At 62.1% G+C, this 16,775-nt stretch carries 15 protein-coding genes; 4 read left to right on the forward strand and 11 right to left on the reverse strand.

Annotation, left to right across the window (positions count from 1 at the left end):
• Nucleotides 1-16: 16 nt before the first annotated feature.
• The 8 genes from K1567_RS04835 to iolC all read right to left on the reverse strand — a co-directional run bounded on the left by K1567_RS04835 (nucleotide 17) and on the right by iolC (nucleotide 8,962).
• The gene (locus K1567_RS04835) at nucleotides 17-193 is read right to left on the reverse strand and encodes a hypothetical protein (RefSeq protein WP_167389885.1); all 177 of its coding nucleotides are present in this window, start codon (nucleotides 191-193) and stop codon (nucleotides 17-19) included.
• 128 nt (nucleotides 194-321) lie between these two features.
• Nucleotides 322-1,350 (reverse strand): Gfo/Idh/MocA family oxidoreductase, encoded by a 1,029-nt coding sequence (locus tag K1567_RS04840; RefSeq protein ID WP_220698198.1) that lies wholly within the window; start codon nucleotides 1,348-1,350, stop codon nucleotides 322-324.
• Between the two features lie 74 nt (nucleotides 1,351-1,424).
• Nucleotides 1,425-2,435: a Gfo/Idh/MocA family protein gene (locus K1567_RS04845; RefSeq protein WP_169868076.1), complete on the reverse strand. Its 1,011-nt coding sequence runs from the start codon at nucleotides 2,433-2,435 to the stop codon at nucleotides 1,425-1,427.
• Between the two features lie 19 nt (nucleotides 2,436-2,454).
• Nucleotides 2,455-4,386, reverse strand: a complete 1,932-nt coding sequence (iolD, locus tag K1567_RS04850; RefSeq protein WP_169903187.1) for a 3D-(3,5/4)-trihydroxycyclohexane-1,2-dione acylhydrolase (decyclizing) — start codon at nucleotides 4,384-4,386, stop codon at nucleotides 2,455-2,457.
• 10 nt (nucleotides 4,387-4,396) lie between these two features.
• A complete protein-coding gene (locus tag K1567_RS04855; protein WP_034096998.1) occupies nucleotides 4,397-5,212 on the reverse strand; it encodes a TIM barrel protein in 816 nt (271 codons plus the stop codon).
• Between the two features lie 29 nt (nucleotides 5,213-5,241).
• Complete coding sequence (gene iolB, locus K1567_RS04860; protein ID WP_034096997.1) at nucleotides 5,242-6,030, reverse strand: 5-deoxy-glucuronate isomerase; 789 nt, start codon at nucleotides 6,028-6,030, stop codon at nucleotides 5,242-5,244.
• 3 nt (nucleotides 6,031-6,033) lie between these two features.
• Complete coding sequence (gene iolE, locus K1567_RS04865; RefSeq protein WP_034113121.1) at nucleotides 6,034-6,921, reverse strand: myo-inosose-2 dehydratase; 888 nt, start codon at nucleotides 6,919-6,921, stop codon at nucleotides 6,034-6,036.
• A 103-nt stretch (nucleotides 6,922-7,024) separates the two neighbouring features.
• Entirely contained in the window at nucleotides 7,025-8,962 is a 1,938-nt protein-coding gene (iolC, locus tag K1567_RS04870) for a 5-dehydro-2-deoxygluconokinase (protein WP_220698199.1), read from the reverse strand.
• Nucleotides 8,963-9,246: 284 nt separating this feature from the next.
• Between iolC and K1567_RS04875 the strand changes: the two genes are divergently transcribed.
• Entirely contained in the window at nucleotides 9,247-10,155 is a 909-nt protein-coding gene (locus K1567_RS04875; RefSeq protein ID WP_034096994.1) for a MurR/RpiR family transcriptional regulator, read from the forward strand.
• A gap of 19 nt (nucleotides 10,156-10,174) precedes the next feature.
• Here the strand turns inward: K1567_RS04875 and K1567_RS04880 are convergent, their stop codons facing one another.
• Nucleotides 10,175-11,590, reverse strand: coding sequence for a PLP-dependent aminotransferase family protein (locus K1567_RS04880; protein ID WP_220698200.1), 1,416 nt, complete (start codon nucleotides 11,588-11,590; stop codon nucleotides 10,175-10,177).
• Between the two features lie 92 nt (nucleotides 11,591-11,682).
• Between K1567_RS04880 and K1567_RS04885 the strand changes: the two genes are divergently transcribed.
• Nucleotides 11,683-12,918 carry a multidrug effflux MFS transporter gene (locus K1567_RS04885; protein ID WP_034113115.1) on the forward strand — a complete coding sequence of 412 codons (1,236 nt, stop codon included), beginning with the start codon at nucleotides 11,683-11,685 and terminating at the stop codon, nucleotides 12,916-12,918.
• A gap of 86 nt (nucleotides 12,919-13,004) precedes the next feature.
• On the opposite strand, the gene K1567_RS04890 is transcribed toward K1567_RS04885, so the two are convergent.
• Nucleotides 13,005-13,898, reverse strand: coding sequence for a hypothetical protein (locus K1567_RS04890; RefSeq protein ID WP_034096991.1), 894 nt, complete (start codon nucleotides 13,896-13,898; stop codon nucleotides 13,005-13,007).
• Between the two features lie 289 nt (nucleotides 13,899-14,187).
• Here K1567_RS04890 and K1567_RS04895 point away from each other — a divergent pair, with 289 nt between their 5' ends.
• Nucleotides 14,188-14,871 carry a response regulator transcription factor gene (locus tag K1567_RS04895; RefSeq protein ID WP_034096990.1) on the forward strand — a complete coding sequence of 228 codons (684 nt, stop codon included), beginning with the start codon at nucleotides 14,188-14,190 and terminating at the stop codon, nucleotides 14,869-14,871.
• A complete protein-coding gene (locus tag K1567_RS04900) occupies nucleotides 14,849-16,240 on the forward strand; it encodes a HAMP domain-containing sensor histidine kinase (protein ID WP_034096989.1) in 1,392 nt (463 codons plus the stop codon). Before K1567_RS04895 ends, K1567_RS04900 begins: the two co-directional genes overlap by 23 nt.
• Before the next feature lie 54 nt (nucleotides 16,241-16,294).
• Here the strand turns inward: K1567_RS04900 and K1567_RS04905 are convergent, their stop codons facing one another.
• Nucleotides 16,295-16,711 carry an SRPBCC family protein gene (locus K1567_RS04905; protein ID WP_034096988.1) on the reverse strand — a complete coding sequence of 139 codons (417 nt, stop codon included), beginning with the start codon at nucleotides 16,709-16,711 and terminating at the stop codon, nucleotides 16,295-16,297.
• Between the last annotated feature and the right edge of the window lie 64 nt (nucleotides 16,712-16,775).

Below are 16,775 nucleotides of genomic sequence, written 5' to 3' on the forward strand. Positions count from 1 at the left end.
TTGGACGTTGCGTTGTTCAGAGCGAGGTGGGCAGTCGTACGACTGGCGCACCGGGAATGCAGCACACCAGCGCGTCGTTATTTTCGACACACAGCACATTAAGGAAGGAGAAGTAGAACGGGCGGGTGCTGGGCAGACCGCGCGGCGCGGAGATGGGGCGTAAAACTCGCAGTACAGCGTTGAAGATTTTCATCTGACGGTACCTGGTTGTTTTTGATCTTGTTTTTGTTGAGCCGTGCGGATCGAGCCCGCGACGTACTTTTTGCAACCTGGAAAAGACTTTATTGGAAAATAATTTCCATATCAACTTGTTTTAGAATTTTATTCTATTTTTGTTGAAACCACCTGCTGGCGCTCGGCGCTCAGGCGTGCGGCGTCCAATATACGGGTGGTTTCCAGCGCGTCATAGGCGTTGACCGGCAGCGGTCCCTGGCCTTGTACGGCGGCTTGCAACTGACGATAGAACTGGGTCCAGCAGCCCTTCTCCGACGGCACGCGTTCACGTTCCGGGCTCTGCTCGAACCAGCCCCAGCGTCGGTGTTCTTCGGCGCCCCAGTGCTCGCCCTCGGTTTTCGGCGATTTGCCGGCCATCAGTGCCTCTTCCTGGCCGTCCAGACCCTCGACGGTGTAACAGCCGGCGCTGCCACTGACGCGAAAGCGCGGCGCCTGGCTGTTTTGCAAGGCATTGCCCCACAGGTGGGAAATCACCCCGTTGGCATGGGTCAGAGACACAAAAAAACCGTGGTCGACATGGGGATGTTCGGCGCTGTAGTGCAATTGCGCGAATACCCTGTCCACCGGGCCGAACAGTTGCAACGCCTGGTCCACCAGGTGGCTGCCTAAATCCCGCAGCCAACCGCCACCGCTGGCGTTGCCCACCGCCTGCGGGCTGTAGCGTTCCACCCGCGATTCAAAGCGGCTGATGGTGCCCAGGGCGCCGGCATCGATAAGCTTGCGCAGGGTCAGGTAATCCGAGTCCCAGCGGCGGTTCTGATAAACACTGAGCAGCGTCCCCTGGCGTTCAGCCGCGGTAATCAGCGCCTGGGCTTGCTCGGCGTTGGCGGCAAAGGGTTTGTCGCTGACTACCGTCACGCCGTGTTCGATAGCTTCGAGCACCAGTGCCGGGCGACCTTTAAGCGTGGTGGAAATCACCAAGGCATCCACACCGGCTTCGACGATCTGGCCGATGCTGTTGAATGCCTGGACACCCGGGTGGTCGGCATTCAATTGCTGGCGCCGCTCGGGGGAACGGGTGACCACGCCGACAAACGTGGCACCGGGCAAGGTTGCAATCAGCGGCGCATGAAAGAAGCGCCCTCCATGGCCATAGCCAACTAGTCCAATTCGCATGATTGACTCCTTGATTGAAGTGCAAACCCAATCCAAGGGGGGAAGGAACCAGCCCTCCCCACCTTGACCGAGTGTCAGCCGTAGAAGCGTGGGCGCTCCGGCAAGCTGACCTTGACGATCTGCCCACTGCCCTGCGCCTCGATACACGCATCCGCCGCCACCGCCGCCGCATAGCCGTCCCACGCCGACGGCCCGCCCACCTTGCCGGCGCGTACGCTATCAATAAAGGCTTGCAACTCCACGTCATAGGCACCGATAAAGCGGTCCTTCCAATCCATCAGGATCGCGTTGGACAGCTTCGCCTCGCTACGCAGTTGCACCTGTGACGGTTCCGGCAATTTGGCGATGCCGCTCTCTCCCACCACTTCGCACTGGATGTCGTAGCCGTATTGGCAGTTCACGAACACTTCCACGTCGATGCGCGTGCCCTTGGCGGTTTCCAGCAGCACGATCTGCGGATCACGCAAATGGGCCAAGGCCTTGCTGGTCTTGCGTGGGAACACCACTTGCACCGACACGTAGTCGTCGTCGAGCAGCCAGCGCAGCACATCCAGTTCGTGGATCAGGGTGTCGGTGATTGCCATGTCGGTCTTGTAGTTTTCGCCCACCCTCGGGTTGCGGTGTGCGCAGTGCAGCATCAAGGGCTCGCCGATCTGGCCGCTGTCGATCACGGCTTTAAGGGCGCGATAGCCCTCGTCGTACGGGCGCATAAAGCCCACCTGCACCAGGCGCTTACCATGGGCCACTTCGGCGTCGACGATCTTGCGGCAGCCTTCGGCGGTCACCGCCAGCGGCTTTTCGCAGAACACCGGCTTGCCGGCGGCAATCGCGGCGAGCACGAATTCTTCGTGACTCGGCCCCCAGGAGGTCACCAGAACCGCTTCAACCTCGGCCGAGTTGATCAGCGCATGGCCGTCTGGGTACACCTCGGCGGCCAGCTGCAAGTCGGCAACTACCTTGGCGGCCTGGTCCAGATTGATGTCGGTCACCGCCACCACCTGGCTATTGAGCAAGGTCTGGCTGCAACGACGGATATGGTCGCGGCCGATGGCGCCGGTCCCGATAACACCTAGCTTCAAAGACATACACACACTCCTCTTGTTATTAGTACTGCCGGGCCTTGGCCAGGTGCTCGTTGAGTTTCTTCGCCGCCGCGTTCGTGCGTTCGCTGGTGGAGACCTGCGCCACCCCCACCCGCCACCAGGACAGGTAGCCGTGAACCATGGTTTTGGGCAGCACTTTAATGTCGATCAGGGTTGAGACGGTTTGCGTGCGCGCATCGGCCAGCGCGGCCTGTAATTGCTCCACGCTGCTGACTTTGTAGGTCTTGCAGCCATAGGCCGCCGCATTCATGGCGAAGTCCACCGGCACCAGGCCGCCGTCGAGCTGGCCGGTTTCGGGGTTGCGGTAGCGGAATTCGGTGCCGAAGCTGTCCATGCCGTTGCCGATCTGCAGGTTGTTGATGCAACCGAAGGCCATGTTGTCCAGCAGCACCACGTTGATTTTGCGCCGCTCCTGAATCGAGGTAGCCAGCTCGGAATGCAGCATCATGTAGGAGCCGTCGCCGACCAGGGCATAGACCTCCTTGCTCGGCTCGGCGAGCTTCACGCCGAGGGCGGCGTTGATCTCGTAGCCCATGCACGAGTAGCCGTATTCGACGTGGTAGGTGTTGACGCCCTTGCTGCGCCAGGCGCGCTGCAAATCGCCAGGCAAGCTGCCGGCGGCGGCGACGATAATTGCATCGTCGGCCACCGTCTCATTGAGCACACCCAGGACCCGGCTCTGGGTCAGGCACGAACCGGTCAGCTCGATAAATTCCCGCAGTACTGCGCGGTCCAGGTGGTCATCCACTTCCGGCACGAAGTCATCGCCGTGGTACTCCACCTGATGCACGCGGTCGACTTCGGCGTCCAGTTGCGCCTTGGCGTCGGCAATCTGCTCGCCCCAACCTGCGCGGTAGTCACCGAGGGCGTCGGTCAATGCTTGAAGGGCAACCTGCGCATCGGCCAGCACCTGCACGCCATCGAGTTTCAACGCATCGGCGGGGCTGATATTGAGGTTGAGAAACGTCACATCCGGGTGCTTGAACAGCGATTTGGACGAGGTGGTGAAGTCGGTGTAGCGCGTACCGACGCCAATGATCAGATCGGCCTCGGGCGCCAGCAGGTTGGCCGCCAGGCACCCGGTTTCGCCGATGCCGCCGACATTAAGCGGATGGCTGGACACCACCGCGCTCTTGCCCGCTTGCGTCTCGGCGAAGGGAATATCGAAGCGCTCTGCGAACGCTTGCAACGCCGCATTCGCACCGGAGTACTTGACCCCGCCACCGCAGATGATCAGCGGTTTACGTTTGCCTCGGATGGCCGCCAGCGCATCGCCAAGCATCGCGGCGGTGGCTGGGCGACGCTCGATACGGTGCACGCGTTTTTGCAAGAAGTAATCCGGATAGTCCCAGGCTTCGGCCTGCACATCCTGGGGCAAGGCCAGGGTCACCGCGCCGGTTTCCGCCGGGTCGGTGAGCACGCGCATGGCGTGGATCGCGGCGCTCATCAGTTGTTCGGGACGGTTGATGCGGTCCCAGTACTTGCTCACGGACCGAAACGCATCGTTGGTGCTGATGCTCAGGTCGTGGAACTGCTCGATCTGTTGCAACACCGGGTCGGGCTGGCGGCTGGCGTACACATCGCCGGGCAACAGCAACAACGGAATGCGGTTGGCCGTGGCGGTGGCCGCCGCAGTGAGCATGTTCGCCGCACCCGGCCCGACCGAAGCAGTGCATGCATACACTTTGCGCCGCAGGTGCTGTTTGGCAAAACCGATGGCCGCGTGGGCCATGCCCTGCTCGTTACGGCCCTGGTGCACCACCAGGTCACCGCTGTCCTGCTCCAGGGCCTGGCCCAGGCCGAGCACATTGCCGTGGCCGAAAATCGTGAACACGCCGGCGACGAACTTGCTCTGCACGCCATCGACTTCGATGTACTGGTTGTCCAAAAACTTCACCAGGGCCTGGGCCATGGTCAGTCGGGTGGTGGTCATGTTGCGCCCCTTATCGTTTCTGCAGATGGGCGATGCTTGCCCCTAGCGCCTGCTGGATATCCGTCATTTCATGCACGCTGGCGGCGAACGGTTCGAACGACAGGTAACCGCCGTAGCCGCTGCTGAGCAGGGTGTCGATTTGTGCGGTATTGCCGAGGATGTCGCCCTCGCCCACCAGCACGCGGTGGCGGTCGCGGATCGAGTTGAGTGGCGCGTCGGTCTCTTCCACGCCGGAGATATGCACCAGCCCGGTCAATTGCGGGAAGAATTCCTGCTCGCCGGCCAAATAGTGGTGGAAGGTGTCATGCACCAGACGGAACACATCCAGGCCGCCGATGGCCTGGATCGCATCCACCGCCACGCGCTTGCGGCGCATTGCACACGCTTCAAAACCCAGAGGCTCGATAAAGCCGAGGATGCCGTACTCGCGCAGGATCGGCGCCAACTCGCTCAAAGCCGTGCGCAAACCGGCGGCACGCTGGGCCTCGTTGCGCGTATCACCGGGCTCGTTGAACGGGCACATCACCAGGCCCTGGGCGCCGCATTCACGAGCATAGTCGGCCATGGCGATGGCCTGGGCGCGACGTTCGTCGTTCCATACATCGAACGGGTACAGCGCGTTGATCGACAGCACCGTGATGCCCTGGGCCGCGCACGCTTCACGTACATGGCTGGCCGGGGTGCCGTATTCGATCTGGCGACCTTCGAGATCGTTACGGATCTCAATGGCATCGCACTTGAGCGAAGCCGCCAGCTGGATGAACGCGTCCAGTGACAGGTGCGGAGCGACCATGCGGTTAAGGGCAAAACGTAAAGGCGAATACATTGTTATTGTTCTCCGTCCAAACCGCTCGATCAAAGGTCCAGCAGCCAACTGTGCTGCGGGTCGTTATGGAAATGCCAGGCACGCTTGGGGCCGGCCATCACGTTCAGGTAATAGGACTCGTAGCCGTACGGCACGCTGACCGGGTGATAGCCCTTGGGCACCACCACCAGGTCGCTGTTTTCCACGGCCATGGCCTGGTCGATGCTGCGGTCGTCGGTGTACACCCGCTGGAACACAAAGCCTTGGGGCGGGTTGATCTGGTGGTAGTAGGTCTCTTCGAGAAAGCTCTGGTGCGGCAGGTCGTCGGTGTCGTGTTTGTGCGGCGGGTAGCTCGACGAATGCCCCGACGGCGTGCGCACTTCCACCACCAGCAGCGAATGGGCCGGCGCGCTGTCGGGCAGGATGTCGCACACATAGCGGGTGTTGGCGCCTTTGCCGCGCACGCTGCGCTTGCAGTCCTCGGGACGGATCAGGCGTGGTTCGTAACCCGGCGCGCCGGGAGCGGCGCACACGGCAATCTGCACATCGCTCAAGGCCGTGACCTGGGCGTCGGTGCCCGGCGGAAGGTACGCGGCGAACGGCGACTTGTCCTCGAACACCGACTGGCGATCACCGAGGTTCTGCCAGTTGAAGCCTTCGCCTTCAATATTCACCCGGCCACTGAGCAGCACCAGGCACAGCTCTTTATCACCGGCGCTGACCGGCAGGGTTTCGCCCAGGCTCAGGCGGTAGGCCGAGAAGCCCACGTACTCCAGCCGCCCTGCTTCCAGGGCAACCATGGTTTGCCCGCGTTTGCTGCTTTTGACCAACAAGCTCATCACTCAAGTCCTCTCGTTGAGAAGCGCACGCAAGGTGTCGTAGCCCTTTTTCGCATAGATATAGCTGGGCGCCACGGCCGGGTCCTGCTCGGCCTCCACCACCAGCCAGCCTTGATACTTAGCGGCCAGCAGCACATCCAGCAGCTCGGCAAAGTCGATATCGCCATCGCCGGGCACGGTGAACGTGCCGTTGACAATGCAGTCGGGGAAGCTCCACATCTGGTTGCGCGCCAACTGCACCACCGGCTTGCGCACGTCCTTGAAATGCACATGGCAAATGCGCCCGATGTGTTTGCGCAGCACTTCGATAGGTTCGCCGCCGCCCATGTAGCAATGGCCGGAATCGAACAGCAGGCCGACCTCCGGCCCGGTGCGCTGCATCAGTTGATCGATGTCTTCAGGAGATTCGACGTAAGCGCCCATATGGTGGTGGTACGCCAGGCGCACGCCCTGGGACAGGGTGAAGCGCGCCAGTTCGGTGAGTTTGTCGGCGTAGTCCTGCCAAGCCTGTTCGCTGTGGAAACGCGGGCGTTCGATCAGGCGAATGCGCGAGCCCTGGATCGAATCCGCCACCTCGCCGTACACCAGCACATGGGCGCCGTTCTGCTTGAGCAGCTCGACATGGCCGGCGATGGCTTCGATCTCCTCGGCCACCGAACGCCGGGCCAGGCGACTGGAATACCACCCCGACACCAGCGCCAGGTCATAGGGCCGCAGCACATCGCCGACGCCTTTGGCGTCCTTGGGGAACTTGCCGTTGAGTTCGAAACCTTCGTAGCCGATGTCCTTGCCTTCGCTCAGCGCGGTGCTTAGCGGCGTTTCACCGCCCAGGGCCGGGAGGTCGTCGTTGCTCCAGGAGATCGGGTTGATGCCAATTCGGATTGCGGGCATGGCTGCACCTTTATTATTTTCAGGTATCACTGAGTTCTGCTTTTTGTGGGAGGGAGCTGGCCCCCTCCCACATTGGAATTGCAGCGCACATTCAAAGCTGTGGTCAGGTTCGCGCGCTGCGCCAGGCGTTGATCAGCTGTTCGAAGGTCGCCTGGACCTGCTGGATCAATGTCTCATCATCGATCTCCCCCGCCATCCACAAACGGCTGGGTTCCTGAAAGATCGTGCGGCCCACCGCAAACCCTCGGCACGTCGTGCTCTGACCGGCCTGCTGGAACCCGGTCGCCAAACAGTCCGCCGAGGCATTCAAGCCCAGCAGCACCACACCACGGCAGTACGGGTCGCGTTCCTGGATCAGCTCATCGAGTTTTTTCCAGTCTTCGGCCGACTGCGCCTCGATCTTCCACCACGCCGGGTAGATACCCAGGTTGTACAGGCGCTTGAGGCTGCGGTAGAGCACATCCGGGTAGGTGGATGGGTGATCCTTGGGTGGGATGACTTCCAGCAACAGCTCATGGCCGCTGACCAGGGAGGCGTCGTACACCGCCTTAAGTTGCGCTTCCTGCTCCAGGCGCAGCAAGGGCTCATCGTCGGGATGAAACTGCACCAGGCACTTGATGATCTGCTCCTGGGGCCAGGCGATCAGGTTGCTGCCAATGGACCGGCCATGCTCGAAGGCCAGCGGCCGCGAGTTCTGCACTTCCACCGGCCGCGCGATCCACCAGCCGCGCCCGCTGGCCGCATTGAGTGCGTCCTGGCCGAAGCGCTGGTCGGCGAGCAGGCCCACATCGGCCTCCACGCCCTGCTCGGCGAGCTTGCGCTCCACCCGTTCGACGGCCTGGATAAACAACTGCTTGATGTCGCTGATGCGCGCTGGGTCCTGGCCACCGCGTTGGGCCAAGTCCACCAATTGCCAGCGATGGTCGAAGGCGAAGATAAACAGCTGCTTCCACTGTTTGCGCGGCACCGTCACCCGGTGCAGGCGTTGCAGGGTCTGGTCCTGATCGGGCCGGGTGATCGGCACGGGGCTGCTGAACAAGTAATCCAACTCCGCCGGCGTGGGCATGGCCGGCGCGCAGGCATGGCGCGATACAACCAGACCGCCGCAGGCATTGGCCAACTGGCTGCAACGCTCGTCGCTGGCGTCATTCAGCCACCCGCTGAGAAAGCCCGACATAAAGGCATCGCCGGCCCCCAATACATTAAGCACTTCCACCCGCACGCCGGGGTAGATCGCACCGTCTTCCAAGCGCGCCGGGATCGCGCCATGGATCACCGTGCACCCTTGCGGGCCAAGTTTGACCACCAGCGTCGCCGGGGTCAGCTCACGCACCGTGCGCAAGGCAGTGAGCAAATCCTCGCTACCGCCCGCGATCAAAAACTCTTCTTCGGTGCCGACGATCAGATCGAAGCGCGGCAGGATGTTCTGCACATGCTGGCTGACATTGCGGTCGGCAACAAAGCGGGTTTCGCCGTCGGCCTTGCCCGCCAGCCCCCACAGCACCGGGCGGTAGTCGATATCGAGCACACGTTTGACGTTATGTTTGGCCGCGTAATCCAGGGCCTGGATGCTGGCCTTGTACACACCGTCGGTGGAGAAATGCGTGCCGGTGATCAACAGCGCCTTGCTGGAAGCGATAAAGGCTTCATTGATGTCTTCAGCGCGCAGGGCCATGTCGGCGCAGTTTTCGCGGTAGAACACCAGGGGGAAGGTTTCGCGGTCCTTGAGGCCCAGCAACACCAAGGCGGTGAGGCGTTCCGGGTCGACCTTGATGCCACTGACATCGCACCCTTCGCGGGCCAGGGATTCCACCAGGAAACGCCCCATATGGTCGTCGCCCACGCGGCTGAGCATCGCCGACTTGAGCCCCAGCCGCGCGGTGCCGAAAGCGATATTGGCGGAGGAACCGCCGAGGTACTTGGCGAAACTGGACACGTCCTCAAGCCGTGCACCGACTTGCTGTGCATAGAGGTCGACGCCCAGGCGCCCGAGGCAAATCAGATCCAATTGACGCCCACTGGCAAAACGAGTCTGGCCCATGCTGGCTCCTGTTATTTTTATCAGCCTGCGTTGTGCCGCCGTGGCGACGGCAAACGCTCTTGGTGGAGCAGACTAGAACGTTCAGCGGCACCAATCAATATTTATTCCATATTTATTTTTAGTGGAATATTTTTTCCAATAACCCGACATAATGGTCCCCCTAGCCGGCGTGCATCGTTTCAGCACGCCACACCGGCCGTGATGTCGGGGTATTTTTTTGCGCCTACCCTGTAGACTGACGCCACCCATCAGCGCAACAGACGAACACGCCAGAAGGATTGCCCATGTCCCGCACCGATCCCGAGACCACCCTGGAAGACACCATCGCCAGCCCTCCGATCAATGCCGAACGCCTGTTGCAGCTGATTACCGACGAATACGAAAGCCTGCCGCGCCAGCTCAAACGCATCGCCAGCTACATGAGCCAGCAAAGCGACCGCATCATGGTCGACCGTATCAGCGACATTGCCCGCGAATGCGAAGTGCACCCCTCGGCCATCGTGCGTTTTTCCCAGCGTTTCGGGTTCAGCGGGTTCAGTGAGATGCAGGCGCTGTTCCGCGAGGCTTACACCCACAAGACCACCCCGGTGCAGAATTACCAGCAGCGCATCCGCAGCATGATCGCCAACAAGTCGCAGAAGGCCAGCGGCGGCGACCTGGCGCGCGAGTGCGTGAATGCCACCCTGTCCGGCATCGAGCGTCTGGGGCTGGAGCTGGACGACGCAATGTTCGAAAAAGCCGTGGACCTGGTGGTCAATGCCGACAACATCTACGTGGTTGGCGTGCGCCGCTCCTTCGCGGTGGCCGACTACCTGGTCTACAACCTGCAGCACACCAACAAGCGCATCCACCTGATCTCCGGCCTGGGCGGCAGCTACCGCGAGCAGATGCGCAGTGTGCGCGCCAATGACCTGGTGATCGCCATCAGCTTCACGCCCTACGGCAAAGAAACCCAGCACTGCCTGCGTATCGCCCAGCACCACCAGGCCAAGACCCTGATCATCACCGACAGCAACCTCTCGCCCCTGGCCAAGCGGGCCAACGCGGTGCTGCTGGTAAACGAGGGTTCTTCGTTCGCATTCCGCTCACTGAGCGCCACGCTGTGCCTGTGCCAGGCGCTGTTCATTGCGGTGGCGTACCGCCTGGAATTGAAAGTGGACGAGATTCACGAGCAGGTCGGGTTCGAAGACTGAACTCGCGGCCCGCCCCTGCTCATAGGCACAACGCCGCCAATGCTCGGCCGTGATAGCGAATCTGCGCCAAGGTCAGCGCGGTGTAGCCAATGATCACCGCCGGCGGCAACCTCGCCTCATGACAGAACGCGCCCAGCGGTTGCAGCGTGAGTCCGACAGATGCCGCCCGGGCACAGAAGTCCGCTTCTTCAGCTCCTGTCGGCAGCCACAACACAAAGTGCAGCCCAGCCTGCTGGCCAGTGACGCTGCCGTGGCCGCCGAGGCATTCGAGCAGCGTATCGCGACGGGCCAGATAAGCCTGGCGTGAAGCGCGCAGATGACGCACAAACGCCCCACTGCCAAGTAGCTCCACCAAGCCCAACTGATCACTGGCGCCGACCGAATGCCCGGTGAGGTGCAGGGTGCGTAGCAGCGGCCGGCGCAGCGCCTTGGGCACTACCATGAAGCCCACCCGCAAGCCAGGGAACAGATTTTTGTTGAAGCTACCGCAGTAGATCACCCGGTCGCCGGAATCCAGGGCTTTAAGTGCGGCCAGCGGCGCGCTCTGGTAATTGTATTCGCTGTCGTAATCGTCCTCGACCACCCATGCCTGCGCACGTGCGGCCCAGTCCAGCAAGGCCAGACGGCGTGATACCGACAGGGTCATGCCCAGCGGCGCCTGGTGGGCCGGTGTCACGTAGACCAGGCGCGCAACGTCGGGCAGCTGGGTGGTGTCGAGGCCATCAGCGCTGACCGGCACCGCCTGTACGCCAGCGCCGGCCAGCTCAAACAAGCGTCGTGCCGGTGGGTAGCCAGGGTCTTCGACACACGCCGTGTCGCCGGGGTTGAGCAGTGTGCGCGCAATCAAATCGAGGGCATGTCGAATACCGGTGGTGACAATCACTTCATCAGCCTCGCAGTGCAGCCCGCGATGCCGGCGCAGGTAGTCGGCGATCTGGGTACGCAGCTCCGGCACGCCCGCTGGATGGGACGCCTCCAGCGCGCCTGGCCCCGCCGCCAACAACCCACGAGACAGGCAGCGGGCCCAGGCTTTCATGTCGAACAGGCCGGCATCCGGACGCCTTGCGACGAAAGGCACATGACTTTGCACGCCCGCGTACGGGCGGTCCGGCTGTACCGAGCGACGCGGCATGTGGTGTGGCCTCGGCGCCGCGATAAAGTGTTCGGGGATCACCGCACACACGCGCGTGCCGGACCCCGCGATGCGCTGCACATACCCTTCCTCCTGCAAACGTTCATACGCAGTTTCCAACGTGCCGCGGGACACCCGCCACCGCTCGGCCAGGCTGCGCGTGGACGGCAAACGACTGCCCGCCGGCAATTGCCGGTTAAGGATCGCTGCGCGCAATGCCTCGTACGCGCCCTGCTGTTTGCCCGCGTCCAGCGCGTCGGGGCGTGGCAGATCAAGGGCGGATGCAGCTTTACCTCGGCTCATAGTGGTCCATTCTTTTTTGGCATAAGTGGCCCACAGGATTAAACCACAAAGCCGATAGAGTTCTGGCTCCACTTACTCCCACGAGCTTGCCCATGACTCAACGTGCTCTTTCCCTGGGTTCCTGGCTGGTGCTGCTGACCGTATTGATCGGCCTGCCGCGCATCACCCTGGACATGCACCTGCCAGCACTGCCAGCCATGGCTGATTACTTCCAGGCCAGCGACAGTCAGCTGCAATTGACCCTCACGCTGTACACCCTCGGTTCGGCCATTTCCCTGCTGGTCAGCGGCCCGCTGACTGACCGCTTCGGCCGTCGCCCGGTGTTACTGGCGGGACTGGCGCTGTATGGGCTGGCCACCTTGGCCTGCGCCTTGGCCGACAGTCTGGTCGTGCTGATAATCGCGCGGTTGTTTCAGGCGCTGGGCGGCTGCTGCACCACGGTGATTGGCCGCGTGATCGTGCGCGATCACTTCGACCGCAGCGAACAGGCACGCCTGCTGGGGCTGATCTCCATGGCGATGGCGGTGTCGCCGATGGCCGCGCCGGTAGTGGGCAGCCTGTTGCTGCCGTGGTTTGGGTGGCGTGGCTTGTTTCTGCTGTTGGGCGCGATCGGTGCGCTGTTGTATGGGGCGGTGTATCGCCGCCTGCCGGAAACCCGCCCGGCGCACGTAGCCGCTACGCCACCGGGCAATCTGCTGGGTCTGTATGGGCAGTTGCTGCGCGACCGCTATTTCCTGCGTTACGCGCTGGCCATCGGCTGCGTGTACAGCACGTATTTTCCCTTTATCAGTGAGTCATCTGCGCTGCTGCAACGGGGCTTTGGCTTATCCGCCACGGCCTATGCGCTGGTGTTCGCGGCAACGATCAGCGGCTATATGCTGGGGGCGAATCTGTTTCGTCGACTGGTGCTGCGCTTTGAAGCGGACCGATTGATCAGCGCAGCCATCGCATTGAACGTGGCAGGCAGCGTTCTGCTCGCCGTCACCACAAGCGCATGGGCGCAGCAATGGCTGGCGATTGTACTGCCGATGGTGGTGATCATGGTGTCGGTGGGATTGGTGATTCCGGCGTGCCAACTGTCGGTGTTGCAGCCCTATGGCGCGATTGCCGGCACCGCCTCGGGACTATTCTTCTTCATCCAGATGTTCCTCACCGCCATAAGCAGTGGGATCACCGGTTGGTTATCGGACGGCACCTCGCAGCCCTTGCTGATCATGACAGGCGTCGCCAGTATTTTGCTGGTGGCGACCTGGATGACGCTCCACCCAAAACAAAGTGGGAGGGCGCAAGCGCCCTCCCACGAGGTTCCGAGCCGAACTCGGGTTTAGTGCATGAAGATCGCGATCAGGATGATGACCGGGATAGGCACGCCGAGGAACCACAGCAGTAATGAGCGCATTGTTTTCTCCTTGAATTAACGGACGTAATGTTCGGTTTCGACATACACCACGGCATCGCGGCGGCGGCCGCCGAAGGTCGCGGCGAAGCTGGCGAAGAAGGCCCCGATCAGCAGCGCGACGAACATCCACAGTGCAGTCCAGGCAGCGACTTTGGCGGCGGTGTCAGCGGCTTGCTTGGCTTTGAGCTTGGCGTCTTCGACGGCTTTACGGGCGTCGCCGTAAACCTTGTCGATACGCGCTTCGGCGTCGGCCTGGCTGAGGTTGGTGCGCTGGCTGATCAACTGGGCCAGATAGGCACGGTCTTCGGCGGCGAGTTGGCCGTCATTGCTCAGGGTGCGGGCAAAAATGCGCGCTACAACGGCATGGGCGGCGTCATCACTGACGGCGGCTGGGCGGTCATCGCGGAACAGGCTGTCGACGTAATAACCGAAGTCATCACCCTTGACGCCCTGCGCTGCGCTGCCGGCGGCTTGCACCGCACCCGAGGCCACACTGGCGCTGGCTTGCACGCCGCCACCGACCACACTGCTGACCGAACTGACCACCAGGGTCGCGGTGATCAACGTGGCCACGGCCCAGGCCAGGAAGCCATGGGCGGTGTCGCGAAAGTACACCTCATCGCCATGCATATTGGCCCACTTCACCCGCAGACGGCCGGCGATATAACCGCCCAACCCTGCCGCGACGATCTGGGTAAACGCCAGCCAGACAATTGTGGAAATGCCCAGCCCCTTGGCGCTGACGCCGCTATTGGCCCACGGCGAAACGGCCGAGAAGCCCAGGCCAAAGCCCAGCAACACCAGAATCAATGAGAGTGCAGCCGCCGCAGCGGCGCCGGCAAAAATCGCCCCCCAGGAAACCCCGGAGCGCGCGCTCGATTCTTGCAGCGTGGTTGAAGGTGTGATCATTGTTGTTTTGCTCCCGGCAGGAAAAATAGTGTTACAAGTCTCAAAAGGGACAGTGCAGGCCCCGTGCCAGTCGCATCAAAAATAAAAACCTAGCATTTTCAACAAGTTAGATAAGTTGAACTTCCTAAGACCATGCAACTTGCAAGAAATGCTCATTCAGGGCGGGCGTATTGCATTCCGTCATCGAAGGGAGCTCGGTTTGCCTACATGAAGTTTTATTTAGGAAGCATTCAGCCAATTCTTGGCAAAATGCCTCACTTCTAGTGTGAATCGCTCGCCAGGTATGCCTATGACCCGCATTTTGACCATCGAGGATGACGCCGTAACGGCCCGCGAGATTGTCGCCGAGCTGAGTAGCCATGGACTGGAGGTTGATTGGGTGGACAACGGCCGCGAAGGCCTGGTCCGCGCCGTGAGTGGTGATTACGACCTGATCACCCTGGACCGTATGCTGCCGGAACTGGATGGCCTGGCCATCGTCACCACCCTGCGCACCATTGGAGTATCGACGCCGATCCTGATGATCAGCGCCCTCTCCGACGTCGATGAACGCGTGCGCGGCCTGCGCGCCGGGGGCGATGACTACCTGACCAAGCCGTTCGCTTCCGATGAAATGGCCGCCCGCGTCGAAGTACTGCTGCGCCGCAAAAGCACGGTCAAGGAATTCGAGACCGCGTTGCGCGTGGCCGACCTGGAGTTGAACCTGATCAGCCGCGAAGCCAGTCGCGCCGATCAGCCGCTGACCCTGCTGCCTACCGAATACAAACTGCTGGAATTCCTGATGCGCAACACCGGGCAGATCCTGTCGCGGATGATGATCTTCGAGGAAGTCTGGGGCTATCACTTCGACCCCGGCACCAACCTGATCGATGTGCACATCGGACGCCTGCGCAAGAAAATCGACCCACCGGGCCTCACGCCGCTGATCCGCACGGTACGAGGTTCCGGTTATGTCATTGCTGAACCCCTCTAAGGGCTGGCGCTCATCCAGCAGCCGCCTGCTGGCGCTGTACAGCTCGCTGTTCGTGGCCTGGAGCTGCATCCTGATGGGGGTGCTGTATTACGAAGTATCGGGTTACCTGAGCGACCTGTCGCGCCATTCCCTGCTGCAGCGCCAGCACCTGTTCCAGCGCTTCGACGGCGAGGAACTGGTGGAGGCGTTGACCACCAGCATGACCTTCGACATGAAAGGCGTGGATGCCTATGGCCTGTTCGACGAGCAGTTCCGCCCCCTGAATGGACCGATCCGCGCGATTCCGTCCGACCTGCCCCTGGACGGCAAGATCTACGCCCTGGCCAATTGCGTCGATTCCGACGACCCGAAATTGCCCAAGGACAGCTGCGATGCCGTGGCCACTCACACCGCAGACGGCCGCTGGCTGGTGCTGGTGCGCGCCAACGGTTCGCTGTTCGGCGTGACGCGAATCATCTGGCACGCACTGCTGTGGGCGCTGTCGCTGACCATCATCCCCGGTGCCGCCGGCTGGCACTTGCTGCGCCGCCGCCCGCTGCGACGCATTCGCGGGATCCAGGCCAGCGCCGAAGCCATCGTCGCCGGTGACCTCACCCACCGCCTGCCGCTGTCCAATCGACGCGACGAATTGGACATGCTCGCGGCCATCGTCAACGCAATGCTCGACCGTATCGAGAAGTTGATGAACGAGGTCAAGGGCGTGTGCGACAACATTGCCCACGACCTGCGTACGCCGCTGACGCGCCTGCGCGCGCAGCTTTATCGCATCCGGCAGGAGGCCGAGCAAGACTCGGGCTACGCGGTCAAGCTGGATGACGCGATTGCCGAAACCGACACCCTGATGGCGCGTTTTCGCGGGCTGTTGCGTATTTCAGAGCTGGAAGACCACCAGCGCCGCTCAGGCTTCCTGGTGCTGGACCCGCTGCCGCTGCTGCGGGAATTGCACGATTTCTATCTACCGCTGGCCGAAGAAGGCGAACTGCAACTGGTGCTGGACGCCCCAGCGTCCCTGCCGTGGATCACCGGCGACCGCGCGCTGCTGTTTGAAGCCGTGGCGAACTTGTTGAGCAATTCGATCAAGTTCACCCCCCCGGGCGGCGAAGTGATTTTGCGCGGGCTCAACGACGCGGGCAGCACCCGCATCGAAGTGCACGATTCGGGGCCGGGCATCCCGGCGGCGGAACGCGCGGCGGTGTTCCAGCGCTTTTATCGCGTGGAGGAAAGCGACCAGCCCGGTGGGTTCGGGCTGGGGTTGTCGATTGTCGCGGCGATCATCAACCTGCATGGCTTCAAGCTGGAAGTGGGCAGCAGCGCCCGTGGCGGCGCGCGGCTGATCCTGGAATGTCGCCAGCAACTGATGCCCGAATAAGTCAGTAAGCTCCGAGGTGGGGGCGAGCCGTCCTCCCCCACCCTGCCAGTCGAATCAGGCCTTGAAGTTGGCGCGCAGCGCTTCAACGCCACCCTTGTAGACACCGGCGAACAGCTCCTCCACCGCCTCGTCCGTGGTGCCCGCCGACGGGGTGAACACCCCTGACCAGGTCACCTTCGACGACGTGTCAGTCAAGGCTTCGATCTGCAAAGTCGCCAGGTACGCACTCACCGGAAACGGCGACTGCTCGATGGTGTAGCTGTAAGTGCGCGCCACATTGTCGAAGGTCTGCAAACGCTCGACGATGACGCCACCGTCGGCAGTTGTCAGATGGCGCAAGCGGCCACCTTCGCCAGGTTCGCTCTTGGCGATCAGCGGCAACCAATCCGGCAGGCTGTTGAAGCCGCCCACCAATTGCCAGACCTGATCGGCCGATACAGGGATTTCAATTACTGCGGATGCGGTTGGCACGGTCAATCTCCAGAAGTCATGGAAAACGTCGCCCAGACTGCCACGCCTGGCGCGTCATTGCATC

Origin of the sequence: Pseudomonas sp. S5F11, assembly GCF_019641515.1 — a bacterium.
Classification (GTDB): domain Bacteria; phylum Pseudomonadota; class Gammaproteobacteria; order Pseudomonadales; family Pseudomonadaceae; genus Aquipseudomonas; species Aquipseudomonas rhodesiae.